A 26,941-nucleotide genomic window follows, 5' to 3' on the forward strand; every position below is an offset into this window, starting at 1 on the left:
TCATGCCTAATCGTTTTTCTCAATTGTTTTTGCAGCAAAAAGATATTGGGCCAAGCCAGGGTATCTGTTGTGGGCGCGGCAGAATACGGCCGGGCCGGTGTTTGACGGGCTCAATCTGCTTTGTGTTTTTGAAAGAAACAAAGGCTCTGACGGAAAAAAACGGCTGACACGGGTGCTGTTAAACGTGGAAGCTTTCGCCGCAGCCGCATTCGTCTTTCACATTGGGGTTTTGGAACTTAAAGCCTTCCTGCAAGCCTTCTTTGGTGTAGTCCAATTCCGTGCCGTCAAGATAAATATGGCTTTTCGGATCAACGAATATTTTTACGCCGAAACCTTCAAACACCAAATCTTCGGGCTGCACGGTGTCTGCAAATTCCAAAGTATAGGCCATGCCGGAGCAGCCGCTGGTTTTCACGCCCAAGCGGATGCCTTCGCCTTTGCCGCGTTTGGTTAAAAAGGTTTGGATATGGTCGGCAGCTTTTTTGGTTAGGGTAATCATGGTTTTATCCTTGTGATGCCAAAATATTGCAGGTTGTGCGTCAGCTGGGTAACGGTTTAAACGGGCGGGTATATAGCAAGCCTTAGGGTCTGCCGACAATTGGCCGGCGAAGCGGTTTTTTGAGGCAAAAAACGTGTATGCAAGGCAAAAAGCACAACAAGGTTGAACACCTTGCGAGCATTTTTAACGCCGCAGACGGGGGGAATTTGACCAAAAATACCGCCGTTGCGTTAATTGTCGACAGCCCCTAGGCTTGGGTTTGCCGTTTCGCCCAAGCTACTGCGGCGGCGACGGCGGTTTTGGCCTGCGGGCTGTTTTTCCGGCAGATCGAGCCGGTTAGGGCCGCGCCTTGTTGCAAAATATCGTTAACGGCGGCGCGGACGAGCTTGGCGGCATCGTCCAAACCCATTTGCTGCAAACGCTGCAACACGGTTTTGCCTATGCCTTTTTCGGCCAATAGGGATTGGGTTTCCGCTTCGGTAAAAGGCATGGCGATTCCTTTCTGAAATGCGTTTTCAGACGGCCTTGCGTGTTTTTAACCGTTGCAGGCCGTCTGAGCGGTTAAACGCCGTTTTTCTTTTTATAGTCGGAAACGGCGGCTTTAATCGCGTCTTCGGCCAAAATCGAGCAGTGTACTTTCACCGGGGGCAGCTCCAGCTCTTCGGCGATTTCACTGTTTTTGATGGCCAGCGCTTCATCGAGGCTTTTGCCTTTCACCCATTCGGTGATCAATGAAGAAGAGGCGATGGCCGAGCCGCAGCCGTAGGTTTTGAACTTGGCGTCTTCAATCACGCCTTGCCCGTTTACTTTGATTTGCAGCTTCATCACATCGCCGCAGGCGGGTGCGCCGACCATGCCGGTGCCGACCGATTCATCGTTTTTGTCGAACGAGCCGACATTGCGGGGGTTTTCGTAGTGGTCGATTACTTTGCTGCTGTATGCCATGATGTGTTTCCTTGTGGTTTGGTTTATAAGATTATTTAAGGCCGTCTGAAAAGAAATTCAAGGCGGCTGGGGGCTTGCTGTGTGGTTTGAAAGGTTTGCTTAAAAGGGTTGGGGGTTGCCGGTTTTTTCAAACCAACCCGCGTTTATTCGATATGGAAAACGGCTTCGGGGGCATGCGCGGCTTCGCCGTAATCTTCATCGCGCCCGAACAGTGCCGGTTTGTCGGGCAGACTGTTGGCGGGATATTCCGCTTGGGGGCGGATAAGCGTCAAGCCGGGCGGATGTTCAAGGCCGGTGCAGTGTTTGCGGATTTCGTTTACTTCTTTTGCGCTTAGGGGGTCGGGTTTGCCCATGCTGGTATGGTTGCCGTACATTTCGCTGCCGATCATCAGCAGTTTGCCGTTTTGGAAGCGGCCTTCCCAAGATTGTTGATCCTGCATGGCTTCTTCACTCATATTAATCCACACATGGTCGCGCGGCCTGCCGATGTCGAAACGGGTAATCTGCCAGCCGCCTTCCCGGCGCGGGTAGCCGAAAAACAGATAGCGGTGTTTCAAGGGCAGCGTTTCATGCGCGCTGAAACCATTTTGTTGGGGCGAGAAAAACGGAGCCATATCGGCCGGTGTTTGCGGGCTGTTGCTGCTGCCGAACACAACATCGCGCTGTAAGGTGCTGAAGGCTGCGGTGTTGATGCGTAGCTCGGGTTTGAGCGTTTTTTTGCCCGTTGGGTTGCCCGGCTTTTCGGCATAGACAACAAAACGGCTGGGAAACCGTGAAGTGCGGGTAAATTTGAGCCGGATGCCGTTTTGGTCTTTGCCTGATTGCTCCCATTTGCCGGGGGAGTGGATATCCATGGCTCCGGCAATGGCACTCAGGCAGAAAGTGTGATCGGGCAATACTGCCAAAGAGACCACGCTGTCCACAGAGCGGTGGCTGTACACGCCGATAAAACCGGCCTGCGGTGTTTGCGCCCACACGGCAGCGCAGGGCAGGCAAAACAGCATACCCAATAAAGCGGCGGCAGGGTGTTTCATTTGTTTTGGCTCGTGTTTGATGGTTATGGATAGGGTTTCCGGCCGTCTGAAAACCGTTTTGCCGGATTCGCAAACCCGGCCTGCCGTTTCAGACGGCCTCATGCATCAATCTTAATGCTCTGCCCATTCAACGGTGTTCAAATCGATGCCTTCTTTAAACATTTCCCATAATGGCGAGAGTTCGCGCAGTTTGCCGATTTTTGATTTAATCAGCCCGGCGGCGAATGCCACTTCTTCTTCGGTGGTCATGCGGCCGAAGGTGATGCGTAGGGAGGAGTGTGCGAGCTCATCGTTGCGGCCGAGTGCGCGCAAAACATAGCTGGGCTCCAACGAGGCGGAAGTGCAGGCGGAGCCGCTGGATACGGCCAATTCTTTCACCGCCATAATCAGGCTTTCGCCTTCAACGAAGTTGAAGCTCACGTTGAGGTTGGTGGGCACGCGCTGCTGCAAATCGCCGTTGATATACACTTCTTCGATGCCTTCGATGCCTTTGAGAAACACTTCGCGCAGCTTCAGGGCGTGGGCGCGGTCTTGCTCCAATTCTTCGCGTGCCAGGCGGAAAGCCTCGCCCATGCCGACAATTTGGTGGGTCGGGAGCGTGCCTGAGCGGAAGCCGCGCTCGTGGCCGCCGCCGTGGATTTGCGCTTCGAGGCGCACGCGCGGTTTGCGGCGCACATAGAGCGCGCCTATGCCTTTGGGGCCGTAGATTTTGTGGGCGGAAAGGCTCAGCAGGTCCACTTTGGCCGTTTCTACGTCTATCGGGGTTTTGCCGGCGGCTTGGGCGGCATCAACGTGGAAGATGATTTTGTGTTCGCGGCAGATTGCGCCGATGGCGGGAATATCTTGAACCACGCCGATTTCGTTGTTTACCCACATCACGGAAATCAGGATGGTGTCGGGGCGGATGGCGGCTTTGAGCGTTTCCAAATCAATCAGGCCGTTTTCCTGCACGCCCAGATAGGTAACTTCAAAGCCCTGGCGTTCGAGCTCGCGCATGGTGTCGAGCACGGCTTTATGCTCGGTTTTGACGGTGATGAGGTGTTTGCCTTTGTTTTTGTAGAACTGCGCCGCGCCTTTGATGGCAAGGTTGTTGGATTCGGTGGCGCCGCTGGTAAACACGATTTCTTTGGCATCGGCATGAATCAGTTTGGCGATTTCGGCGCGGGCGTTTTCTACGGCTTCTTCTGCGCTCCAGCCGAAGCTGTGGCTGTTGGAGGCGGGGTTGCCGAACTGCTCGGTGAGGTAGGGAATCATTTTGGCCGCCACGCGCGGATCAACAGGAGTGGTGGCGGCATAGTCGAGATAAATCGGAGTTTTGATGGTCATGGCTGTGTTCTTTCTTGATATGGTGTTAATGGATATGGGTTTGGTTGAATTCGATTATTTTATCGTGGCCGGGGTGGTTGTTTTTATGGTCGATAATGTGTTGCAGGGTAACGCTGCTGAGATAATTGTGGATGGTTTTGTTGAGGTTTGCCCACAAATCGTGGGTGAGACAGGGTGAGCCTTTGCGGCAGTCGGCCCTGCTGTTGCACTGGGTGGCATCCAAAGAATCTTCGGCGGCAGCGATGATTTGGGCGATGTTGATTTCGGCGGCAGGAGAGGCCAGGATATAGCCGCCGCCGGGGCCGCGCAGGCTCTCTACCAACTCTGCGCGCCGCAGTTTGCTGAAAAGCTGTTCTAAATAGGAAAGGGAAATATGCTGCCGCTCGCTGATGGCGCTGAGTTTGACGGCGCCGTTTTGGGCGTTGAGTGCCAAATCTATCATGGCGGTAACGGCAAACCGCCCTTTTGTGGTGAGTCGCATGGCAGTATTGTTTAGTGTTATGGCTGTTATCGGCTGGATTGTCTAGTATCTGAGTGTTTTAGTCAAGTATATCCGCTTTCAGACGGCCGCACCGGGTGGGAAAGCGTTTGATATATCTGTATGCTTGGTGTAAATTGATAAAGGTTCTCAAACAGCCTGTTTTAGGTTTCTTGAAAAACATAAATTAAAATTAATTGGTTACTAAGGTGGATTAAAGCATGAAACATGATTTGAGCAAGATAACCTGCATTGAAGACCTGCGCCGGGTTGCCAAGCGCAAAGTGCCGAAAATGTTTTACGATTATGCCGATTCCGGCTCGTGGTCGGAAGCCACTTACCGCGAAAACACTTCGGATTTCAAAAGCATCAAATTCCGCCAGCGGGTGTTGGTGGATATGGAAGGTCGCAGCTTGGCCGCCAAAATGATCGGGCACGATGTGAAAATGCCGGCGGCCATTGCGCCGACGGGCTTTACCGGTATGCAGCATGCAGACGGTGAAATTCTGGCTGCACGCGCCGCCGAAAAATTCGGCATACCGTTTTCACTTTCCACCATGTCGATTTGTTCGATTGAAGATGTGGCTGAAAACACCAGCGCGCCTTTTTGGTTTCAGCTTTATGTGATGCGCGACCGTGAGTTTATGGAAAACCTGATTAAGCGCGCGCAGGCGGCGAACTGTTCGGCGTTGATTCTTACCGCCGATTTGCAGGTGCTCGGCCAGCGCCACAAAGACATCAAAAACGGCCTTTCCGCGCCGCCGAAGCCCACTCTTGCCAATCTGATTAATTTGGCCACCAAGCCCGAATGGTGCCTGAAGATGCTCAATACCGAGCGGCGCACGTTCCGCAATATCGTGGGCCATGCTAAAAATGTTGGCGATTTGTCATCACTTTCTTCGTGGACTTCCGAACAGTTCGACCCGCGCCTGAGTTGGGACGATGTTGCCCGCATCAAAGATTTGTGGGGCGGAAAGCTGATTATCAAAGGGATTATGGAGCCTGAAGATGCCGAGCTGGCCGTGAAAAGCGGAGCAGATGCCATTGTGGTTTCCAACCACGGCGGCCGCCAGCTCGATGATACCGTTTCCACCATCAAAGCCCTGCCCGCTATTGTGGGTGCAGTGGGCAGCAGCATCGAAGTGTGGCTCGACAGCGGCATCCGCAGCGGCCAGGATATTCTCAAAGCGTGGGCGCTGGGCGCGCGCGGCACCATGATAGGGCGTGCTTTCCTTTACGGACTGGGTGCATACGGCGAAGAGGGAGTAACCCGTACGCTGGAAATTCTCTATAAAGAAATGGATATTTCGATGGCGTTTACCGGCCACCGCGATATTCATGATGTGGGCAAAGAGATTTTGGTGAAAGGCACTTATCCCGAAGCAGATTGAAGAGGCTGAAACGAAGCCGTTTTATTTCTGCCGGCGGGTTAGGGCTGCACTCCGGCTCAAAGAGAAAGGTTTTGCCGGCAGTCCGGGCGGTAGCAGAGCCGGCCGGGTATGGTTTGCGGCTGTGCGCCGGAAATAAAGCAGATTCACCCAATTCAAGCCCCCAGGCCGTCTGAAAGATTTTTCAGACGGCCTGATTGTTTTGAAAAGGTGGCAAACAGAGTGAAACCCGGCCTCACGTTATTTATGCAGTTGTTTTTTACATTGGAAAACTTGTATTTTTGGCAGATTAGATATATAAATAAAAACCATTATCAAATTATTTGTTGAAAAGATTGCCTGAAGCGTTTCAGACGGCCGGCAAGAGGGCTCCGCTTTCCTACCAAATAAAACAGATCATTTTCCCGCAAACGGATAACTTTTCCTGATGAAAAACATGAAGCTCAAACCCAGTGTCTGCGCTGTGGTGCTGGCTTTTGCCGCGCCTGCACTTTATGCCGAAACCTTGCGCCCCGAAACCGCCGAGCTGGAAACCATCACTGTAACCGCCGACCGCAACGCGCAAAAACTCGACCGCTCTGCGCCGAATGTGGCAGTGGTGCCGCGCCAAACGCTTAATCAGGCGGCCGCCGCCAATCTCGATGATATATTTTTATACGAACCGGGCGTGTGGGTGCCTTCCGACCACAGCCGCAGGGGCAATGCCGGTGTAAATATACGGGGCATAGACGGCAACCGTATTCTGATGATGGTAGACGGCGTGCGCCTGCCCGAATCTTATGCGGGCGGCGGCAGCAACGGTGCCATTTCCGGCCGCGATTTGGTGGAGTCCGACACGCTCAGGCAGGCCGATATTGTGAAAGGGCCGTATTCCGCGCTCTACGGCAGCGATGCGCTGGGCGGAGTGGTCAACCTGACCACCTATTCGCCCGCCGATTTTGTCGATGCCGGCAAACCCACCCACTTCGGCCTGAAATACGGCTACCGCAGCCGCGACCGAAGCCACGGCATCACCGCCACGGCGGCGGGTTATACGGAACACGCCGAGGGTTTGCTGATGCTCACCCGCAGACAGGGGCATGAAATCAAAAACAAAGGCAGCATCGACACGCACGACAGCAGCCGCACCCGCAACAATCCGCAACACAACAACGGCTACAATATTCTGGCCAAAGGCAGCGCGGGCAACGAAATCCACCGTATCGAAGCCGTGTTTGAGCAGTTTTACCGCAAAAACACAACCGATCTGCTCAACACGCTGGGCAGCAGCACCGTGGTGCGCGGCCCCGTTGCAGTAACCACCGTGCAAACACAGGCCCAAGCCGATGATTCCGCCCGCCGCCGGCGTTTCGGCCTGGGCTACCGCTATAGCGGCGGCGGCCGTCTGAAAGAGGCAGAACTGTCCGCCTACCGCCAGCAGCTCAAAGCGCAGGACGATGCGGTAAACGTGAGCGTAACGGCGGGTAACGGCCGCGCCGCCGGCAGCGGCACCCGCTATTCCGACTACGGCTTCGAACAAACCATCAGCGGCATCAACAGCCGCGCAGTAACAGAATGGGATACAGGCCGTCTGAAACACACCATAGTGGCAGGCGCGGAATTCAAACATGCCGACACCGGGCGCAGCCGCGACAGCATCACCGTTTATTCAGACGGCCGCCGCAGCAAAACCTATGCAGGCAGCCTTTATCCCAACAAAACCTTTCCCGACAGCAAACGGCGCACTTTCAGCATTTATGCGCAAGACAGCATCGCCTTCGGCGATAGCGGCGTGATGCTCACTCCCGCACTGCGCTACGAATACGAAAAACTCAAGCCGCAAATCGATCAAGCCTATCTCAACGGCAACCCCGAGAGCCTGCCGCAGAATTTCAGCGACAGTGCACTCACTCCCAGCCTGCGCCTGATTTGGCCGCTGGGCGGCGCGTTCACCGGCTTTGCCACCTATTCGCAGGGTTTCCGCACGCCGCCTTTCGATTCGGCCACCATGTCGTTTTCCAACACTCAGCACGGCTACCAAATCGTGCCCAACAACAACCTGAAATCAGAGCGTTCCAACAGCTTTGAGTTGGGCATGAAATACAAAGGCACCAACAGCAAAGCGCAGGTAACCGCGTTTTACAACCGCTACCGCAACTTTATCTCACGGCAATTTGCCGGCATGGAAAACGGCATGCAGATATTCCGCTTCGAAAACTTCGATAAAGTGAAAACCTACGGCATCGAAGCCGCCGCATCCCACCGTTTGGACGGCGCATGGCATCTTAACGGCAGCATCGCCTGGATGCGCGGCCGAGAAGGCAGCGGCAGGCCGCTCGATACCGCCTACCCGCCAAACGGCGTGCTCGGTGTGGATTATGTGCAGGAAAAATGGGGCGCGGGCACCAAGCTGCGCTGGGCGGCCAGGCAGAAACGCGCGAGCAGCGAAAACCATTTCAAAACGCCGGGCTACGGCGTGTGGGATGCCGGCGCATGGTACAAACCCGCGAAAAACATCGAATTGGGCGTAAACGTGTATAACCTCGGCAACAAAAAATACTGGCAGCACGCCGATGTGGCCGGCATGGCCGACTCCGGCGTGATGGATCTGTACAGCATGAGCGGGCGCAACATTGCTGCCACAGCGCAGGTGAAGTTTTAACGGAAAACTGTTTTTCAGACGGCCTTCACGGTATGGGTCAGGCCGTCTGAAAACATGAAAGGAAGCAGTGATGAATCTCTGGCAGCAATACCAAACCAACAAGGCTTCAAAACAGGGGCTTTATTTTCCGCGCGAAGGCGCGGCCGAGTTGGGCGTGAGCGAGGGCAGGCTGATGGCCGATGCGCCCGAAAGCGTTTATCTCGGCGGCAAAGAAAATATCCGCAACATCGTGTTGGAACTGCGCACTTTGGGGCAGGTGCAGTGTGTGGTGCGCAACAGCCTGTGCGTGCACGAAAAACAAGGCGTGTATGAAAACGTGAGCTTTGCGCCCGCCTCGGGCATCGCTTTGAATATCGGCGGCATCGACCTGCGCATTTTCACCGCCCGCTGGCATCATGCGCTGGCCGTTACCGCCCGGGAAAACGGCAAGGTTGCGCGCTCGGTGCAGTTTTACGATGAATTCGGCGTGGCGGTGCAGAAAGTGTTTTTAAAAGAAGAGGGCAGAGAAGCACAATGGCAGGCGTTATCGGCCGCTTTCGGCAAGAACCGGAAACCCGAATTCCAAAGCGCAGCCATGCCGCCGCCGGTCGAACCCGCGCCGTTGCCTGCCGAAAAAACCGCTGCTTTTCAGGAACGCTGGAACGAGTTGAAAGACATCCACCATTTCGGCGCTCTACTCGAAACCTTCGGCCTCGACCGCCGGGCTGCCTACCGCCACGCACCCGTCGGTTTGACGCGCCGGCTGGAGCAGGGCGCGTAGCAGCAAGTGTTGGAGCAGGCCAGAGATCAGGGCTTGGAAATCATGATTTTTTCAGGCAACCGGGGAGTGGTGCAGATTCAGACCGGGCGGGTGCACAATCTCGTGCGCGCCCGAGGCTGGCTGAATATTCTCGATGCAAAAGAAGAAGGCTTCAGCCTGCACCTGAAAGACGATGAAATCGCCGAAACCTGGGTGGTGCGCCGCCCGATACGCGAAGGCTTCGTTATCTGCCTGGAAGGGTTTGACAACCGCCGCAAAACCGTGATTCAGATCTTCGGCAGGCGGCAGGAGGGCGAAACCGAGCCGGCCGCCTGGCACAGCCTCACCGGCGCGCTGCTTGCCGGCTGAGCGACATGCCACGGCTCCCGTTTGCATGTGAAACAACGGAGTTGTCCCGCCGCCGAGTCCGCAGATTTTTCAGACGGCCTGAACACTGCATTTCTAACAGGCCGTCTGAAACCAAACGGCAGGCCGTTTTTATACCACAGCCCCGCGGTACCGCAGTGTCAGGCAGGGTTGCGGCCGAAAAGAGGCAGGCTTTGCCCCGCCCGCTTATGCCGTAGCGGCGATGCTGGCAGGTTTGCTGTTACTGCTGGGGGCGGGCAGAAAGCTGGATATTCTGATGCTGGGCGAAGACACCGCTGTGAGCATGGGCATTTCGGTGCCGCGCGTGCGCCTGCAAACGGTGGCCGGTGCGGCGCTGCTCACCGGGGCTGCAGTGTCGCTTTCCGGCATTATCGGCTTTCTCGGCATGATGATTCCCAATGTGCTGGCACAAACGGCGGGCGGGCGGCGCAGCAGGCTGATTGTGCTGTCGGCCTGGTTCGGCGCGGTATTCTTGTTGGCAGTGGGCAGTGCCGCCCGTTGGCTTGCCTATCCGGTGGATTTGCCGGTGGGCATTGTGATTGCGCTGTTGGGCGGGCCGTTTTTCATGTGGCTGTTTTTGCGGCCGGTGCGCAGCAGCTGAGGCCGTCTGAAAAGATTCAGAATACCCGTCATACTCGGGCTTGACCCGAGTATCTGCTGTTTATTACGGAATAAAAAGCACATACCGTTCTTTATTCCCCAATCCAACCGATTATGGACAACCTCTCTTTTTCCATCCGCAATTTAACCGTTTCCGCCCGCAGTAAAATCCTGCTGCGGGTGGAGGCTTTGGATATTCCGTACGGCTGCCACACCGCCGTAATCGGCCCCAACGGCGTGGGCAAATCCACCCTGCTCAAAGCCTTAATCGGGCAGGCGGGGCAAGGAGAAATTACTTTGTTCGGGCAGGCCGTCGCCCCGCAGCTGAAACAGAGCAAGGTGGCTTGGGTGGGGCAGCACGGCAGCTACCGGATGCCGCTGAGTGTGCACGAATACATCACATTGGGGCAGAAAAGCAGCGGTAAGCTGTTTCAGACGGCCGCACCGCTGCCGCCTGCGGCACAAGAGCTGCTTGAAGTGTTCGACTTGGCCGGTTTGCCGCACAAACGCGTCCATGATCTTTCCGGCGGCGAGCAACAGCGCGCCAACATTGTGCGCGCCCTGCTGCAAAACGCCCCCGTGCTGCTGCTCGACGAGCCGTGCAACCACCTCGATATCCGCCACCAACACAGCCTGATGCGCTACCTCAACCGCCAAACGCAGCGTTTCAGCGTACTGATGGTGCTGCACGATTTGAACCTGGCCGCGCAATACGCGCAGCATATTGTATTGCTCAACCAGGGCAGGGTTATCGCCGCAGGCGCGCCCAAAGCCGTGATGCGGCTGGAATTGCTCGCCGAAGTGCACTAATGGCCGATACGGCGCATGTGCGGCGGCGGGCAGGTTTATTTCAGCAGTTGAGCAAACGGGAAAACCGGCCAAACCCAAGGCCGTCTGAAACATTCAGACGGCGCCGCTATCGCGAGCCCGCTTTATTTTTTCAGCACCGGTCGGTGTAGACCGCCGGTGGCAAAGGAAGGCATAGAACCGGCCCTGCCGCCGCCTGCGGCCTGCAAAACCATTTCAGCACCGCAGAAACCGCTTTCCTTTTGGAAATTGGGTTTCACTGCCCGAGTATCCACAACCGGCTCAAATTAAGCAATCATATTCTAAAGCCGTTTGAAGCCATGTTAAACCGTTTCAGACGGCCTTATTGCCCCCCTGTGAAAGGGGGGCGTTTTTACATTTTGTTTCTTAGCAAATCTTTGGGTGTCGGGAAGGGGTGGGGTGTTGCACTTTTATGTTGAAACAATGGGTTGGTGATTTTTTGTGTGTTTGGGAGTTTTGCGGTTTTGCTCTTTCGGCACTTTTGGCAACTCAAACATTCCCAAACGGCTTTTCGGGCAAAAAGCGAAAAGTGTAAATAAGCACCGGATTTTTCTACTCTCGGGGTTTGGGCAAAAATTTTTTGCAAGGCAGTTTGAAATGAAGGCTGTTGGAACTGTTTGAAGATTTTGTTTCTGCGCAGTTTGGGCGGCCAAACGTTTGGTATTCGGGCATGGGTTTAATCGATACTTCAATATTTTCATCTGTATTCCCGCCTGCGCGGGAATGGCGGCATTGGTGCTTTTCAGGCGGCCTTAAGGTGTTTTGGCAACGGCTGCGGCCTTTTTCAGCAATGCGAAGCCTTCTGTTTTGTTGCGCGGGCGTGCGCCCTCCCACAGCAGATGCCAGCCTTCGGGGGCGGGGCTGCCTTTGGGCTGCTGCACCAGCCGGTAGGCGCATGAAGTATCGTTTACGCGCAGTTGAAGGGTGCCGTATTGCTGCCATACGATGCGGGCGGTGGCGGCTCCGGCATCTATGCCCACGCAGCTTGTGCCTTCTGCGAGGGCGGTTTTCACTGCGGCGGGCAGGGCGGCTTCCATCTGCCGAACCACGGGGGCGTGGCTTTTGGCGGCATCGAGCCAGGGTAGAAACAGGGTCATCATTAACGCCCACACCAGCGTTACTCCGGCCGCCCAGTTGGTAACGGCCTGCCGCCCTCGGATGTGTTTGCGGGTAATCGCCCACAGCCACACGGGTGTGAACGATACGGCTACCAGCATGGGTATGGTGTCGATGTCGGGAATGTAGTGGGGGCTGAAATAATGGGAGCGTTCGGCCAGTTTGGCCGGCCAGCCGTAGTTCATGGCGAAGAAGCCCAGCCATAAAAATACGGCAAACAGGCCGAAAGCCATGATGCCGAACCAGTTGATGAATGCTGCTGCGCCACGCCGCAGGCCGTCAAGCTGCGCTGCGCCGAGCAGGGCGAGAGGGGGCAGCAGCCAAACCAGGTGGTCGGGGTGGCGGTGGGGGGTGAGTGTGAGCAGCAGGGTTGCTGTGGTGAGCCAAAATACGGCGAGTACGCCCCAGCGTTGTTGCAGCAGGCGGGTGCGGGAGGCTGTCCAGGCGGCCAGCGGCCAGGCGGGAAAGGCAAACCACAGCAGGTTTTTCAGGTAATAGGGCAGCGAAAAGGCCGTCTGAAAACTTTGTGTGCCGCCGAATGCGCCGAAGGCGTGGTGGTGCAGCCAGATGTGGAAGGCGGCTTCGTTGGTTTTCAGCAGCGCGAAGGGGTAAACCGGCAGCAGCGGCAGGGCAACGGCAAATGCGCCCACCAGCGTGAGAGAGTAGCGTTTGAACTGCCAGCAGGGATGGGCTGCCAATGCGGCGGCGGCCAGCATCAGCGCGGCAGGCAGCAGCAGCCCGGCCGACACCGACAGCAACACCCAGCCGCCGCCCAGCATCAGTGCGGCCATAATCACGTGTGTCTGCGCCAGCGAGAATCCGTACAGACACATGGCGAGCGCGGCAAATACCACCGATTGGCTGCCGAGAAAGTGTGCCATGGTAATCAGGCCGGTGCAGCCGATTAAAATCAGCGCCACGCTGCGCCCTTGATGGCGGCCGAGCAGACGGAATCCCGCGCTGCCGCAGCAAAACAGGCCGAGTGCGGTGAACAATACGCTGGCGAAACGGGCGGCGGAATAGGCATCGGCCGCCCAGGGTGAGAGCAGCTGCTCAAACCATGCGGCAACCCACAGATACACGGGCGACACGTTGAAATAGGGCTGCCCGAGCACGGTGGGCAGCCATGCGGAGCCGCCGTCTGAAAAGGCTTCTATGGCGGTGAACACGGCGGGTTCGGCGGGGTTCCACAGGTTGCGTGAAAAAATGCCCGGCCACAGCCATGCAAAAGCCAGCAGCAGCAACAGCCAGGGTTTTTCACCTGTTGGGGCGGGAGGTTGGGATTCGGGCGGGGTGTAGGTCAGCATGGGGCGGCAGATGGAGAGTGAAACGGTTTAAGTGTAGCAAATAATTAACGGCACGGGATAGTGAGCCGTTGCAGGGATAAGGTTTGTCGTGCCTGTCATTTCCGGCGCGGGGTGCAGCAATACCGTAATGGAAACGGGGGCGGGTTCACCATGACGGCATGGTGGCAGGAGCGGCAGTTTGTGCTGCTTGCGGGCTATGAAAGGCCGGAATTTTGCAAAAATAAGCCGGCCGGCTTAAATAACGGCAGCGTTGGTTTGCTTTGCGGCGCAGCCTGCAGCTTATCGCGTTGTGCTTGATTTTATTGGATTGGCTTGTAACTTAGGCCGTCTGAAAAAAACAGCGGTCTGTATCGGATTGGGGGAGATATTGCGCAGAACCGGAAAACGGTATCCGCACAATATGCAGCGCCGGCACCGCACATTGAAACCTTATTGGGCAAGGTGCAGGCAATATCCGCGCCACGCGATGCGGCAGTGGACACAGGGAGCGGGCAAACACGGGTTTCAGACGGCCCCGGCTTTATTGGCAAACCCACCTCGGTTCAACTTTGCCTGCGACACGCTGCTAAACCGTTTTGGAATATTGCGCCGTGGTTTCTTTATGGCGCAAGTGGTAGTCGAACACCATGGCAATGTTGCGGATTAAGAACCGTCCTTTGGGCGTAATCTGCAGGCCGTGCGGTTTGACTGCCAGCAGGCCGAGTTCGGCCAACTGCCGCAAATCTGCCAGCTCGGTTTGGAAATAATGGGCAAACGAGATGCCGAACATATGTTCATACACTCGGAAATCTAAGGTGAAACGGCACATCAGATCTTGAATGATGTTGCGCCGCAATAAGTCGTCCTGGTTGAGGCGGTAGCCGCGCATCACGGGCAGGCGGCCGGCATCGATGGCGGCATAGTAAGCATCGATATCGCGCTCGTTCTGCACATAAGTGTTGGCGGTTTTGCCGATAGAGGATACACCCAGGGCAATCAGATCGCAGTCGGCATAAGTGGAATAACCCTGGAAATTGCGTTGCAGACGGCCTTCTTTCAAGGCGCGTGAAAGCTCGTCGCCGGGCTTGGCGAAATGATCCATGCCGATAAACACATAACCGCGTGCGGTGAGTGTTTGTACGGCGTATTGCAGAATATCGAGTTTTTCTTCGCTGCCGGGCACGGCTTCGGTGTCGATGCGGCGCTGCGGCTTGAAAATATGCGGCAGATGGGCATAGTGGTAGAGCGCCAGGCGGTCGGGGTCGAGCGAAAGCACGGTTTCGAGAGTGGGCTTGATGCTTTCGATAGACTGGTGCGGCAGGCCGTAAATCAAATCCACGCTTACTGATTTGAAGCCCGCTTCGCGTGCAGCATCGACCACTTCGCGTGTTTCTTCAACGGTTTGCACGCGGTTGACCGCTTGTTGCACTTTAGGGTCGAAATCCTGAATGCCCACACTCATGCGGTTGAAGCCCAAGCGGCCCAAATGCAGTACGGTTTCACGGCTGACTTTGCGCGGGTCGATTTCTATCGAATATTCCCCGCCGGGAACCAAGTCGAAATAACGCCGTATCATCGCAAAAACGCGCTCCAACTGGCCGTCGCTCAAAAACGTGGGCGTGCCTCCGCCGAAGTGCAGTTGGGCCAGCTGGTGGCGGCCGTTCAGATGCGGGGCGAGCAGCGCCATCTCTTTTTCGAGATATTCGATATAGGCATCGGCGCGGGATTTGTCTTTCGTGATGATTTTGTTGCAGCCGCAGTAATAGCAGATGGTGTTGCAGAAAGGAATGTGGATATAAAGCGACAAGGGCTTGTTTAAGGCCCCTGCGTTTCGCGCCTCAAGCGATTTTATATAATCGGTTTCGCTAAAGCTGCCGTGAAAGCGGTCGGCAGTTGGATAGGAAGTGTAGCGGGGGCCGCTGGAAGGCAGCGAGGCAATCAGCCTGCGGTCGAATTCGGTTTCGGTGTGGTTATGTATATTTATAATTTTCATTAAATGGTTTTCTTGATTCGGGGGTAGATAGGCAAATCAAAGGTAGTTTGATAGAATATCCGCACTATCATAAACAAGCCTTGACCGGAGTCAATAGTCCTTAAGTCGCGGCTCTACTATATAAATGATAAATGGAAGTTGCTTAGAAGAAAAGGTGCCTGCCATGCCTGCACACACTGCCCAGCATCAGATGAAAACGCTGTGTTCAACATGTTCCTTGCGCGAACTGTGCCTGCCTGTTGGGTTGATGCCGACCGAATTTGCCCAGTTGGATACCGTTATCCGCCAAAGCCGCCGTTTGAAAAAAGGCGAATATCTCTTTCGCGCAGGCGAGCCTTTTGCTTCTTTGTTTGCCATTCGTACAGGCTTTTTCAAAACCACTATCGCCAGTCAGGACGGGCGCGACCAGGTAACCGGTTTTTTTATGTCGGGCGAGCTGATCGGCATGGACGGCATCTGTACGCAGACCCACAGTTGCGATGCCGTGGCGTTGGAAGACAGCGAGGTGTGCGAGCTTCCGTTTCTGCATATGGAAGAATTGGGGCAGAATATTCCCAGCCTTCAAAACCATTTTTTCCGCTTGATGAGCCGGGAAATCGTGCGTGACCAGGGGGTGATGCTGCTGTTGGGAAATATGCGCGCCGAAGAGCGGTTGGCGGCTTTTTTGCTCAATCTCTCCGGTCGTCTGTATGCCCGCGGTTTTGCTGCCAATGACTTCATTTTGCGGATGTCGCGCGAAGAAATCGGCAGTTATTTGGGGCTGAAGCTGGAAACCGTCAGCCGCACCCTGTCGAAATTTCATCACGAAGGGCTGATTTTGGTCGAACACAAACACATTAAAATCTTACAGCCGCAAGTGCTGAAGAAAATGGTTTCCGGTTGCGAGCATGCCGTATAGGCATTTGAAATCAACCATTAACAGAAAGCAGGCCGTCTGAAAAATGCTGTTTCAGACGGCCTTTGCCTTTCAATATGTTCAATCAAGTCAATATGTTCAATCAAGATTCAGATGGAAAAATCTTCTTCAATCGGCGCGTATAATATTTTATCTATCTGCATACGGGTTAGTTTGGGGGAGAACAAATTAATGAATTCATAGGTATAGCCGCGCAGATAAGTATCAGGCCGCAGCGCGATGTAGGTGTGGGAAGGCTCGAACAAGTGCGATGCATCGATTAGGTGCAAATCCCCGTCTGTTTTACCGTCATAAGCCATTTTTGCCATTAAGCCTACGCCCAAGCCCAGCCGTACATAGGTTTTCAACACATCTGTATCGGCCGAAGATAAAGCCACAGCGGGCAAATCCAGCCGGGCCTTTTGGAATGCACGGGCGATATTGTTGTTGTGGTTAAGGGCAAATTCATAAGTTACCAGCGGAAAAGCTGCCAAATCTTCAATTGTCAGCGGATGGCGGCAGTCCAAGAGCGGGTGGCCGTCCGGTACGATTGCCGCATATGTCCATGTTTCGCAGGACAGTTTTCTCAATTCGCCGCTTTCCTCCGATGTTTCGGTGGCAATGGCAAAGTCGGCGTTGCCGCTTAGCACCATTTGGGCAAGTGTATCAGGGCTGCCCTGCTTGATGGTCAGGCGCACTTTGGGGTAACGCTGCACAAATTCAGCCACAATGGCAGGCAACGCATAGCGTGCCTGCGTGTGGGTGGTGGCGATGGTCAGCGGGCCGCTGTCGTGTCCGGTAAACTCACTGCCGATATTTTTAATATTCTGCACATCGTGCAAAATCCGCTCGGACAGTTCCAAAACCACTTTGCCGGGCTGGGAAACCGAAACTACGCGCTTACCGCTGCGGATAAAAATCTGTATTCCCAATTCTTCTTCCAGCAGTCTGATTTGCTTGGAAATGCCGGGTTGCGATGTAAACAGAGCCTCGGCAGCTTCAGACACATTCAGATTGTGGCGGTAAACTTCGAGTGCGTAGCGTAATTGCTGTAATTTCATCTTAAAAAAGCCAAGAAAAACCAAGCGGCGGAGCTTGTGGATTCTGTACGACAAAGGGCTGCCAATTTAGCACATTTTGGCAAAATCTGCCCGGTTGCCCCACTGAAGGGCTTAAAGTTTTTGTTTTTTAATAAACAATCTTTTATTGATATTGAACAGTCATGAGTGCAGAGTGGTGCTGATTGTTGTTTATGTGCAACGGGATTGGCGTATAAATGTTGTTTTGCTTGCCAATGAATGACACGGGCTTGATTTTTCGGCATGATTTAGAAATGGGAAGCGGGTCTTTGCCGTTGTGCGCGGGCAGTTGTGTATTGACAGTTTGCCCTCCGTTTCTTTATAGTGCAAACTGATATATCCGATTTGCCGCCGTTTACAACAGTGGCCTGTATATTGGTGATTTGCAGCGGCTACGCTCTGCGCCCGTTGTATAACAATCTTTGATGAGGGAATAAAATGACCAAACAGCTGAAATTAAGCACCTTGTTTGTTGCCTTGGTTGCTTCAGGTACCGCAATGGCCAGTGAGGCGCATACCAAACACGGTTATACCGTTGACCGCGAACAAACCATCGTCCGCAACAACTATGGCGAGTGCTGGAAAAATACCTATTTCGATAAAGAAACCCAAGGCCGCATCGAGTGTGGCGATGCTACTCCGGTAGCTACCGCCCCCCAATACGCCGATGAAACCGTTTCTCTGTCTGCCAACACCCTGTTCGGCTTCGATAAAGACAATCTGCGTCCCGAAGCTACCGAAACCCTGAACGCTTTGGCCCAGCGTTTGAGCAACACCAATGTAGAAGCCGTGCGTGTTGAGGGCCACACAGATTTTATGGGTTCCGAGCAATACAACCAAGCCCTGTCTGAGCGCCGTGCTAACGTAGTTGCCAACTACTTGGTAGGTCAAGGCGTTGCTTCCAATAAGATTTCCGCCGTTGGTTTGGGCGAGTCCCAAGCACGCATGACTGCTTCTTGCGAAGCCGAAGTTGCCAACTTAGGTAAAAAAGTTTCCAAAGCCAAAAAACGTACTGCTCTGATTGCATGTATCGAGCCTGACCGCCGTGTAGATGTTAAGATCCGTACGCTGGTAACCAAACAGGTTGCTCCGGGTCAGGTTGAGGGCGAGCGCCCTGCTTCTGAAGAAGGTTGGATTCCCGGCCCCGCTTCCAAATATCACGGCTACACCCGTCCTTAATCAACTGAAAGTTGAAGAGCAAACCCCGCTTCGGCGGGGTTTTGTGTTAAAGGAGACAGTATGGTTTGAGGGTAAACGGTTTATAATGATTTACCGAATCGGGATTCGAACGGGGATGTTTGGTTGCAGAGCAGTTGCTTGTTACGCCGGGTGATTGGCCGGGCTCCTGTTTTTTCAGACGGCCTGACGATTATTTTATGAAAGAATTTGATTTTATCCGCCGCTATTTACACCGTTCCCAAGCCGATGCAGATGTATTGATCGGTATTGGCGATGATGCAGCCGTTATCCGCCCGCGAGCAGGGTATGACTTGTGCTTTAGTAGCGATATGCTGTTGAAAGACAGGCATTTTTTTGGGGATGTTGCACCTGCTGATTTGGCATATAAAGTGTTGGCGGTGAATATTTCGGATATGGCGGCAATGGGTGCCTCGCCGCGCTGGGCTTTGTTGGGGGCGGGTTTGCCGCAGCTGCAGGAAGATTGGTTGGCAGAGTTTTGCGGCAGCTTGTTTGTGCTGGCGCAGCATTTCGGCATCACGCTTATCGGCGGAGATACCACCAAAGGCGATTTGGTATTTAATGTTACCATTGTCGGCGAATTGCCGCAGGGCAGGGCGTTGCGGCGGGATGCTGCGCAGGCGGGAGACGATGTGTGGGTATCGGGGCAGTTGGGCTTGGCAGCTGCGGCACTGCACCATCATTGGCATACGTTTGCTTTGCCCGATGCGGTTTTTGATTGTTGCGAGCGGGCGCGGCTGCGACCTGAGCCAAGAGTGGCTTTGGGGCAGGCATTGTTGCCGGTGGCTCATGCTGCGCAAGATGTTTCAGACGGCCTGGCGCAGGATTTGGACCATATTTTGCAGGCTTCGGGCGTGGGAGCCGAGGTTTTTGCCGACAATGTGCCTACTTTGCCGCAGTTACACGATGTTTTGGATAAAACGGCCCTATACGGCTGCGTGTTGGCGGGCGGGGATGATTATGAGCTGGTGTTTACCGCACCACGGTCGTGCCGCAGTGCTGTGGCTGAGGCAGGCAGGGCAAGCGCTACGCCGGTAACGCGCATCGGCAGAATAACGCAAGATCGCGGCCGTCTGAATATTTTAAACGCCAACGGTATGCCGGTTGCGTTGGCTTCTTTAGGATTCAATCATTTTGAGTGATTTCAAACCCACTTTTTCATGGCTGAAGCAACGGCCGTTGTGCCTGCTCGGCTTCGGCTTCGGCAGCGGTTTGGCTCCGGTGGCGCCGGGTACGTTCGGCACGCTGCCCGCACTGCCGATAGCATTTGTTTTGTATTTGGCCGGTATAACGGGTTGGTGGCTGGCAGCGTTGTGCGTTATCCTCTTTGGGTGGGGAATATGGATTTGCAGCCATACCGAACGCGAACTGGGTATCATGGATTACGGCGGCATTGTGTGGGACGAAATGGTTGCCATGTTGCTGCTGCTCGCATTCGTGCCGTTTCATTGGACGTGGTGGCTGGCCGCATTTGCCGTGTTCCGCCTGTTTGATGCATTTAAGCCCTGGCCGATAAAGTGGCTGGACAAGCGCCTGCACGGCGGTTTGGGCATTATGCTTGATGATGCGGTGGCCGCCGGTTTTACGCTGGCCGTGCTGCACATTGCCGCAAGGGTGATGTAACCCAAAATACAGGCCGTCTGAACATCACTATCCGGAATTTGTATGATGGACGAAATCGAAATTATTGTGGAACCCAGTTTTTTGGCAGAGCAAAGCAATATCGCCAAAGATCAATATGTGTTCGGCTACGGCATCACCATCCGCAACAACAGCGGTGAAGTGGTTACCCTGCGCAAGCGCCATTGGCAGATTACCGATGCGCACGGTGCAGTAGAAAAAGTGTCGGGTGTCGGCGTGGTGGGCGAGCAGCCCGTGCTGTATCCCGGCGAAGATTATTATTACAGCAGCGGCGCCCGTCTCAACACCCCGTGGGGCTGCATGGAGGGCAGCTATGAATTTGAAGACGGTTGCGGCGGGCGGTTTTCCGTGCCGATTCCCAAATTTGATTTGAGGGCTGATGTGGCGGTGCATTAACCGTTTGCCTGCGGGGCTTTGTTTGTGTGTATTTGAGGCCGTCTGAATAGTTTTCAGACGGCCTCGGTTTGATAGCGGCGCTAGAGCGGTTTACCCCTGCTTGCAATTCTTTACGCCTTGTGCTGAAATGCTGGGCATCAGAACAAAATGTCAGCAATCAGGAGTGAATATGGAAGCCTTACATCATTTTTTTGATACCGTGGGCGGTTGGGTTTGGGGGCCGGCGATGCTGGTGCTGCTTGTCGGCACCGGCGTGTTGCTGACCGTTTTGCTCAAGGGTCTGCAATTCAGTATGCTGGGCTATGCGCTCAAACAGGCGTTTATGCCGCACCACAAAAAAGAAGACGGCAGCGACCACGATGGCGATATTTCGCATTTCGGTGCATTGATGACCGCGCTTTCGGCCACCATCGGCACGGGCAATATCGCCGGCGTGGCCACCGCCGTGGTTGCGGGCGGTCCCGGGGCGGTGTTTTGGATGTGGATAACCGCCATTTTCGGCATGGCCACCAAATACGGCGAAGGCGTGCTGGCAGTAAAATACCGCGTGGTCAATAAAAAAGGCGAAATGTCGGGCGGCCCGATGTATTACATCGAGCGCGGTTTGGGCAGCAAATGGAAATGGCTGGCTTATGCGTTCGCCCTGTTCGGCACGGTGGCATCGTTCGGCATCGGCAGTTCGGTGCAGTCTAATTCGGTGGCGCAGGCCGTACAGGCCAGTTTCGAGATCGATACCGTTTACACCGGTGTGGCATTAACCGTATTGACGGCCATTGTGGTGCTGGGCGGTATCCGCAGCATTGCCAAGGCTTCTTCGCTGATTGTGCCGCTGATGGCCGTGTTTTATGTGGCGGGCGGGCTGGTGATTATTATGGCCAATCTTGATTTGGTGCTGCCTGCCCTGAAGCTGATTCTCAGCGATGCCTTTACCGGAGAGGCAGTTGCCGGCGGGGCAATCGGCAGCGTTATCCGCTACGGCGTGGCGCGCGGCGTGTTTTCCAACGAAGCCGGTATGGGTTCTGCACCGATTGCGGCGGCAGCGGCCAAAACCGACCACCCTGTGCGTCAGGCGCTGGTGTCGATGACCGGCACTTTCCTCGACACCATTGTTGTGTGTTCGATTACCGGCATCGTGTTGGTGATGGGTTTGCTCGGTGCCGGCGGTGAATTTGTGAAGCCGGAAATCACCGGCGCGGCACTCACCACTTCCACCTTTGACCGCCTGTTGCCCGGCCCCGGCGGCTGGGTAGTAACCATCGGCCTGATATTCTTTGCTTATTCAACCATTTTGGGCTGGTGTTACTATGGCGAAAAATGTGCGGCTTATGTGTTTGGTGATGGTTTCGCCAATGTTTACCGCGTGGTTTATGTGGCCACCGTGATGCTCGGCACGGTAGTCAGCTTGGATTTGGTGTGGCTGGCAGCCGATACTTTCAACGGTTTGATGGCCGTTCCCAACCTGATTGCCCTGCTGCTGCTTTCCGGTGTGATTGTGAAAGAAACCAAAGACTTCAAAGCCAAGCGCAAGAGCGGCGAACTGCCTTAAAACAAATTGTTTTCAACCAAATACAGTCAGTTTTTCAGACGGCCCAAACAGTGTTTCGGGTCGTTTTTTATGTATCGGGACCATTTCGCCGCCAACCGGGTTGCCCGTAATCTGCGCGCAGACCTTAAGCAGATTGGCCATATTGGGGATACGGCAATGTTTACGCACCGCGCATCGGCATTACCATATGGTTCCGCGCCTGGGGCTTTGTGTTCCACTACCTCCATCATTTCTACTGCTTCCAAGCACAAGTGCCCGGCCGGCCGGTTTCAGACGGCCGTGTTTGCGGCTGAAACAACCCGCGTATGCCCGCTATATCGGGTATGCACCACAGTAAGCCCGAAGGACTGCTTGTTTGGGGCGCGCAGGCATTTCCCAATCGGAAAACATGGCCGATAGGTCGATATGGCCGCACTCGAAAGCGCAGAGTGTGCAGGGTTGGCAAACCCCGTCCTGCCGCCAGATAGCGGTGAAAGTGCTTGATTTCAGTTACGGTGTTATTTTGCCTTGTGGTTTGCACTGCCTGCGGTTTGCTTTGCACCGCAAATGTGCGAATGCACTATAATGATTGACCGTAATCCGTCAAAGGCCGTCTGAAACCATGCAGCAGCAAGTTTATTTCGTTACCGGCACCGACACCGGAGCAGGCAAGACATTCTGCACCGCAGCCATGCTGCAAGCCGCCGCGCAAGCAGGCAGGCGCAGCATCGGCTTCAAGCCCGTGGCTTCGGGAGCGGACGGCTCCGGCACCAATACCGATGTGGCCGTATTGCAGGCCGCTTCGACCGTGCGCCTGCCCTATGCCCTGCACAATATTTACACCTTCGCCGAAGCCACCGCACCACATTTGGCCGCCGCCGATGCCGGTGTATCCATCGAAGCGGCGGCGTTGAGCCGGGGCTTGGCCGCCATCAAACAGCACGGCGATTTTGTGTTGGTGGAAGGCGCGGGCGGCTGGCTCACGCCTTTGTGCGCGCAAACCGACTTTGCCGGCTGGGTAGCGGCAGAGCGGTTGGCGGTGATATTGGTGGTGGGTTTGAAGCTCGGCTGTATCAACCATGCCCTGCTCACCGCGCAGGCCGTGCGGCATACGGGTTTGCCGTTGGCCGGATGGGTGGCAAACTGTTTGAGCGCGCAGCCCCACCGTTTTGCGGACTATCTGGCTGCTTTGCGGGCGCGCATTTCCGCGCCGCTGCTCGGGGTGATGCCGTTTCTGCCGCAGGCGGGGGCGGAAGATGCCGCTGCCTATGTGGATATATCCGCTTTGCTGCCGGCATCGGATGCGGTTGGCAGATAGTTGTTTAAGCGGGCTTGCCCGATGAAAGGCCGTGGCCTCTGCAAAAATACCTTTAATGCCGTCTGAAATGCTTCAATCCTGTCATTAGCTTCGCAAGTCTGCTGCATGGGAGTGACGATGGTCGGATATTTCAGACGGCCTGAATGAATTTTGCAAAGGGTTCAGGCCGTCTGAAAATTGAAGATAACCGTATAACGTATTGATGAGTGCCAAGCCGTTGCAGCAGGTGGAAAAACGGCGGTGTTGGTTGACCGGCTTTATCCGCGTGGCGTGCCTAAAGAAAAAATGACCGGTGTGCATTGGCTGAAAACGTTGGCACCAAGTGCATAACTGCGCCGCTGGTATCACGAAAACCCCGAACAACGGTTTGATATATCTGCCGCCCCGTTATTGGGAAGTGTTGCAGGGTGCCGCGCAGCAGCAGGAGGCCGGCCGTCTGAAAGCATGGGTGCAGGCGGGCGGCGTGCTGTTTTTAACAGCGGTGAAAAACCTCGGCCATTCCTATGTTTCGATGTGGCGGGAGGCTTTGGGTATGCCGTTTGCGCGCTTGGACGCAAACGGTGCATCTGAGCACGACAGCTTGCCTGAATAATGCCGGAAGCAATAAAATATAACTGTTTTTCCAGACGTTTCATCCAGTGGTTGGATTTCTGAAAAATAAATAACTTCAATAGGATATAAGCTCCGATGCGGGTGTTTCAGACGGCCTTTGCGCCTGAAGTGCAACATTTGCCGGCATCGGGGCAAAACCGGATACGGGTAGAGATGAACACTCCGCAACACACCAACGGTGCGCCGGGCAAGCGCAGATTGTCGCGCCGTAAGCGTAATCTGACGTTGGTTACGCTGTTTTTTATTGTGGTGGCACTGGCAACCGCCATGATTTATTTTTTGGTTTGGCAGCATGAAGAAAAAACCGATGACGCCTATGTTGCCGGCCATTTGGTGCAGATCACGCCGCAGGTGGCGGGAACGGTGCGCAAAGTGCTGGTGGACGATACCGACACCGTCAAAAAAGGCGATGTGTTGGTGTCGCTGGACGACAGTGATTTCCAGCTTGCCTACGACCGCGCCCAAAACGAGCTGATTCAGGCCATACGCCAAAACAGGCAGCAAACCGCCGTTTCTTCACAGGCTAAAGCGCAGGTGTTGGCGCGCAAAGCCGATTTGGCCAAAGCGCAGGCCGATTTGCGCCGCCGCGAAAGCTTGGCGGGCACCGATGCGGTGTCGGGCGAAGAATTGAGCCATGCCCGTGCCGCCGTGGTGCAGGCGCAGGCCGCATTGAAGGCGGTGGAGGCTGAAGAAGCTTCGGCGCAGGCGGTGTTGGGTAAAAATATTCCTTTGCGCCAGCAGCCGGCCGTTCAGACGGCCGTCAGCCGCATCAAAGATGCCTGGCTGAATCTGCAGCGCACGCAAATCCGCGCACCGATGGCCGGCCAGGTGGCCAAGCGCAATGTGCAGGTGGGGCAGCGTATCGCCCCGGGCGCGCAGATGATGGCGGTGGTGCCGATGCACAATCTGTGGGTGGATGCAAACTTCAAAGAAGTGCAACTGCGCAAAATGCGTATCGGCCAGCCGGTGGAAATGACCGCCGATCTATACGGCAGCCGCGTGGTTTACCGCGGCAAGGTGATGGGCTTGTCGGCCGGCACCGGCAGCGCGTTTTCGCTGTTGCCGCCGGAAAACGCTACCGGCAACTGGATTAAAGTGGTGCAGCGTGTGCCGGTGCGCATCAGTCTGAGCCCTCAGCAGGTGAGGGCGCATCCTTTGCGGGTGGGCTTGTCGATGTCGGTTAAGGTGGATACTTCCGATGCCGCCGGTAAAACCATGGCCGAAGCGGGCGGCCGCAGCGCGGTAGCTGCCGAAACCGATATTGTGGACTGGGCCGCGGCAGATGCCTTAATCGAACAGATTTTCGAGAAATACGCCAAATAACGGGCAGGCCGTCTGAAACCTTGATTCAGACGGCTTCAATATCTTCAAGGCCGTCTGAAACAATCTTCAAGGCCGTCTGAAACAACCTAACCGCTGCCCGAGGCTGCGGGGTGAAGCTGATTTTATGGACCAAGCAAAAACCTATCCGCCTTTACAGGGCGCCGGCCTGGTGCTGGTAACGCTGGCGTTGAGCCTTGCCGTTTTCATGGAAGTGTTGGACACCACCATTGCCAATGTGGTGGTGCCGGTGATTGCCGGCGATTTGGGCGCGGCAGCCACACAAGGCACATGGGTGATTACCGCATTTGCCGTATCCAATGCCGTTTCCGTGCCGTTAACCGGGTTTGTGTCGCGCCGCTTCGGTGAAGTGAGGGTGTTTCTAGGCGCGGTTATCGGCTTTGTGATGACTTCGTGGTTGTGCGGCATGGCGCCGAATCTGCAGTTGTTGGTGTTGTTCAGGGTGTTGCAGGGCTTGGCGGCGGGGCCGTTGATTCCGTTGTCGCAAAGTTTGCTGATGGCTTCGTATCCGCCTGAAAAGCGCACGCAGGCATTGGCACTGTGGGCGGTAACGGTAGTGGTGGCGCCGGTTTTGGGGCCGATTCTGGGCGGCTGGATTTCCGACAATTGGCATTGGGGCTGGATTTTCTTTATCAATATTCCTGTCGGCATTGCCGCCGCGTGGATAACGTGGAAACAGCTCGGCCACAGGGAAACCGAAATCAAAAAAACGCCGATAGACTATACCGGTTTGGCGTTGATGGTGCTCGGTGTGGGCGCCTTGCAGATGATGCTCGACCGGGGCAAAGAGCTTGATTGGTTTGCTTCGGGCGAAATTATCGCGTTGGCGGCGGTGGCGGTAGTGTGTTTGACCTATTTTGTGGTGTGGGAGCTGGACGAAGAACATCCCGTGGTGGATTTGTCGCTGTTTAAAGACCGCAATTTCACTGTGGGCGTTATCGCCACATCATTGGGTTTTATGGTGTATATGGGTTCGCTGGTGTTGTTGCCGCTGGTGTTGCAGTCGAATTTTGGCTACACCCCGACTTGGGCGGGCTTGGTGGCCGCGCCTGTGGGCATACTGCCGGTTATCTTAACGCCGCTTATCGGCAAATTCGGCGGCCGCATCGATATGCGCTGGCTGGTAACGGCCAGTTTTCTAGTTTTTGCCTTCACCTTTTATTGGCGCACCAACTTCTATGCGGGGATGGACATGGCCAATGTGGTTTGGCCGCAGTTTTGGCAAGGCTTGGGTGTGGCGATGTTTTTCCTGCCGCTTACCGCCGTTACCTTGTCGCGCATGCAGGGCGCGCAGATTGCAGCCGCCGGCAGTCTCTCGAATTTTCTGCGGGTGTTTATGGGTGGGGTGGGCGTGTCGGTGGCAACTACGCTGTGGGAGCGCCGGGAAGCGCTGCACCATGCCCGTCTTGCCGAAGAAATCACACCTTATTCACCGACCGCCCAACAGGCTCTGCAGAATATGGCGCAGGCAGAAATCGGGGCAGAAGAAGGCTTGACCGTTATCGTCAAAAATATTACCCGGCAGGGTTTTATTATCGGGTCGAACGAAATTTTTTGGGCAGGCAGCCTGCTGTTTGTTGCAATGATAGTTGTGGTTTGGTTTGCCAAACCACCATTCGGCCCGCCGGGAGGGGGAGGGCATTGATGTATGTTAAAGGCCGTCTGAAAATGTTTTCA

The 26,941-nt window shown here is 55.1% G+C and carries 25 protein-coding genes and 1 pseudogene; 17 read left to right on the forward strand and 9 right to left on the reverse strand.

What is annotated here, in order from left to right; translation table 11 throughout:
- Positions 1–178 precede the first annotated feature (178 nt).
- From iscA to iscR, 6 genes are all read right to left on the reverse strand, one after another.
- Positions 179–499 (reverse strand): iron-sulfur cluster assembly protein IscA, encoded by a 321-nt coding sequence (gene iscA, locus H7A79_RS12810; protein ID WP_135034144.1) that lies wholly within the window; start codon positions 497–499, stop codon positions 179–181.
- A gap of 247 nt (positions 500–746) precedes the next feature.
- Entirely contained in the window at positions 747–989 is a 243-nt protein-coding gene (locus H7A79_RS12815) for a recombinase RecA (RefSeq protein WP_135034145.1), read from the reverse strand.
- 71 nt (positions 990–1,060) lie between these two features.
- Positions 1,061–1,444: a Fe-S cluster assembly scaffold IscU gene (gene iscU, locus H7A79_RS12820; protein ID WP_135034146.1), complete on the reverse strand. Its 384-nt coding sequence runs from the start codon at positions 1,442–1,444 to the stop codon at positions 1,061–1,063.
- A gap of 143 nt (positions 1,445–1,587) precedes the next feature.
- Positions 1,588–2,580, reverse strand: a complete 993-nt coding sequence (locus tag H7A79_RS12825; protein ID WP_187000465.1) for a hypothetical protein — start codon at positions 2,578–2,580, stop codon at positions 1,588–1,590.
- Between the two features lie 9 nt (positions 2,581–2,589).
- Positions 2,590–3,804: an IscS subfamily cysteine desulfurase gene (locus H7A79_RS12830; RefSeq protein ID WP_187000466.1), complete on the reverse strand. Its 1,215-nt coding sequence runs from the start codon at positions 3,802–3,804 to the stop codon at positions 2,590–2,592.
- Positions 3,805–3,829: 25 nt separating this feature from the next.
- On the reverse strand, positions 3,830–4,285 hold the full coding sequence (gene iscR / locus H7A79_RS12835; protein ID WP_135034149.1) for a Fe-S cluster assembly transcriptional regulator IscR: 456 nt from the start codon (positions 4,283–4,285) through the stop codon (positions 3,830–3,832).
- 218 nt (positions 4,286–4,503) lie between these two features.
- Here iscR and H7A79_RS12840 point away from each other — a divergent pair, with 218 nt between their 5' ends.
- From H7A79_RS12840 to H7A79_RS12865, 6 genes and pseudogenes are all read left to right on the forward strand, one after another.
- Positions 4,504–5,673, forward strand: a complete 1,170-nt coding sequence (locus H7A79_RS12840) for an alpha-hydroxy acid oxidase (protein WP_187000467.1) — start codon at positions 4,504–4,506, stop codon at positions 5,671–5,673.
- Positions 5,674–6,097: 424 nt separating this feature from the next.
- Positions 6,098–8,311: a TonB-dependent hemoglobin/transferrin/lactoferrin family receptor gene (locus tag H7A79_RS12845; RefSeq protein WP_246407929.1), complete on the forward strand. Its 2,214-nt coding sequence runs from the start codon at positions 6,098–6,100 to the stop codon at positions 8,309–8,311.
- A gap of 70 nt (positions 8,312–8,381) precedes the next feature.
- Positions 8,382–9,071: a ChuX/HutX family heme-like substrate-binding protein gene (locus H7A79_RS12850; RefSeq protein WP_246407930.1), complete on the forward strand. Its 690-nt coding sequence runs from the start codon at positions 8,382–8,384 to the stop codon at positions 9,069–9,071.
- Positions 9,072–9,080: 9 nt separating this feature from the next.
- The gene (locus tag H7A79_RS12855; protein ID WP_246407932.1) at positions 9,081–9,419 is read left to right on the forward strand and encodes a ChuX/HutX family heme-like substrate-binding protein; all 339 of its coding nucleotides are present in this window, start codon (positions 9,081–9,083) and stop codon (positions 9,417–9,419) included.
- 181 nt (positions 9,420–9,600) lie between these two features.
- Positions 9,601–10,038: pseudogene (locus tag H7A79_RS12860) on the forward strand (iron chelate uptake ABC transporter family permease subunit); the annotation flags it as partial.
- A gap of 113 nt (positions 10,039–10,151) precedes the next feature.
- Positions 10,152–10,847: an ABC transporter ATP-binding protein gene (locus H7A79_RS12865; protein ID WP_187000469.1), complete on the forward strand. Its 696-nt coding sequence runs from the start codon at positions 10,152–10,154 to the stop codon at positions 10,845–10,847.
- A 770-nt stretch (positions 10,848–11,617) separates the two neighbouring features.
- Here H7A79_RS12865 and H7A79_RS12870 read toward each other — a convergent pair.
- Positions 11,618–13,288 (reverse strand): ArnT family glycosyltransferase, encoded by a 1,671-nt coding sequence (locus H7A79_RS12870; protein WP_187000470.1) that lies wholly within the window; start codon positions 13,286–13,288, stop codon positions 11,618–11,620.
- 565 nt (positions 13,289–13,853) lie between these two features.
- Positions 13,854–15,260, reverse strand: a complete 1,407-nt coding sequence (gene hemN, locus H7A79_RS12875; protein WP_187000471.1) for an oxygen-independent coproporphyrinogen III oxidase — start codon at positions 15,258–15,260, stop codon at positions 13,854–13,856.
- Positions 15,261–15,423: 163 nt separating this feature from the next.
- Here hemN and fnr point away from each other — a divergent pair, with 163 nt between their 5' ends.
- Positions 15,424–16,158: a fumarate/nitrate reduction transcriptional regulator Fnr gene (gene fnr / locus H7A79_RS12880; RefSeq protein ID WP_246407934.1), complete on the forward strand. Its 735-nt coding sequence runs from the start codon at positions 15,424–15,426 to the stop codon at positions 16,156–16,158.
- A gap of 107 nt (positions 16,159–16,265) precedes the next feature.
- Here the strand turns inward: fnr and H7A79_RS12885 are convergent, their stop codons facing one another.
- Positions 16,266–17,216, reverse strand: coding sequence for a CysB family HTH-type transcriptional regulator (locus H7A79_RS12885; protein WP_187000472.1), 951 nt, complete (start codon positions 17,214–17,216; stop codon positions 16,266–16,268).
- Positions 17,217–17,672: 456 nt separating this feature from the next.
- Between H7A79_RS12885 and H7A79_RS12890 the strand changes: the two genes are divergently transcribed.
- From H7A79_RS12890 to H7A79_RS12935, 10 genes are all read left to right on the forward strand, one after another.
- Positions 17,673–18,413 carry an OmpA family protein gene (locus H7A79_RS12890; protein WP_135034156.1) on the forward strand — a complete coding sequence of 247 codons (741 nt, stop codon included), beginning with the start codon at positions 17,673–17,675 and terminating at the stop codon, positions 18,411–18,413.
- A gap of 197 nt (positions 18,414–18,610) precedes the next feature.
- The gene (thiL, locus tag H7A79_RS12895) at positions 18,611–19,573 is read left to right on the forward strand and encodes a thiamine-phosphate kinase (protein ID WP_187000473.1); all 963 of its coding nucleotides are present in this window, start codon (positions 18,611–18,613) and stop codon (positions 19,571–19,573) included.
- Complete coding sequence (locus tag H7A79_RS12900; RefSeq protein WP_187000474.1) at positions 19,566–20,054, forward strand: phosphatidylglycerophosphatase A family protein; 489 nt, start codon at positions 19,566–19,568, stop codon at positions 20,052–20,054. Before thiL ends, H7A79_RS12900 begins: the two co-directional genes overlap by 8 nt.
- A gap of 42 nt (positions 20,055–20,096) precedes the next feature.
- On the forward strand, positions 20,097–20,468 hold the full coding sequence (gene apaG / locus H7A79_RS12905; RefSeq protein ID WP_377057544.1) for a Co2+/Mg2+ efflux protein ApaG: 372 nt from the start codon (positions 20,097–20,099) through the stop codon (positions 20,466–20,468).
- A 169-nt stretch (positions 20,469–20,637) separates the two neighbouring features.
- Positions 20,638–22,014 (forward strand): alanine/glycine:cation symporter family protein, encoded by a 1,377-nt coding sequence (locus tag H7A79_RS12910; protein WP_187000475.1) that lies wholly within the window; start codon positions 20,638–20,640, stop codon positions 22,012–22,014.
- 568 nt (positions 22,015–22,582) lie between these two features.
- On the forward strand, positions 22,583–23,311 hold the full coding sequence (bioD, locus tag H7A79_RS12915) for a dethiobiotin synthase (protein ID WP_246407936.1): 729 nt from the start codon (positions 22,583–22,585) through the stop codon (positions 23,309–23,311).
- A 240-nt stretch (positions 23,312–23,551) separates the two neighbouring features.
- Positions 23,552–23,641, forward strand: coding sequence for a DUF488 family protein, N3 subclade (locus H7A79_RS12920; protein ID WP_377057546.1), 90 nt, complete (start codon positions 23,552–23,554; stop codon positions 23,639–23,641).
- A 37-nt stretch (positions 23,642–23,678) separates the two neighbouring features.
- Complete coding sequence (locus tag H7A79_RS12925) at positions 23,679–23,903, forward strand: hypothetical protein (RefSeq protein WP_187000476.1); 225 nt, start codon at positions 23,679–23,681, stop codon at positions 23,901–23,903.
- A gap of 173 nt (positions 23,904–24,076) precedes the next feature.
- Positions 24,077–25,246: an HlyD family secretion protein gene (locus H7A79_RS12930; RefSeq protein WP_135034165.1), complete on the forward strand. Its 1,170-nt coding sequence runs from the start codon at positions 24,077–24,079 to the stop codon at positions 25,244–25,246.
- Between the two features lie 124 nt (positions 25,247–25,370).
- Entirely contained in the window at positions 25,371–26,909 is a 1,539-nt protein-coding gene (locus tag H7A79_RS12935) for a DHA2 family efflux MFS transporter permease subunit (protein WP_187000477.1), read from the forward strand.
- Positions 26,910–26,941 lie beyond the last annotated feature (32 nt).

The organism is Neisseria musculi (assembly GCF_014297595.2).
Taxonomy (GTDB): domain Bacteria; phylum Pseudomonadota; class Gammaproteobacteria; order Burkholderiales; family Neisseriaceae; genus Neisseria; species Neisseria musculi.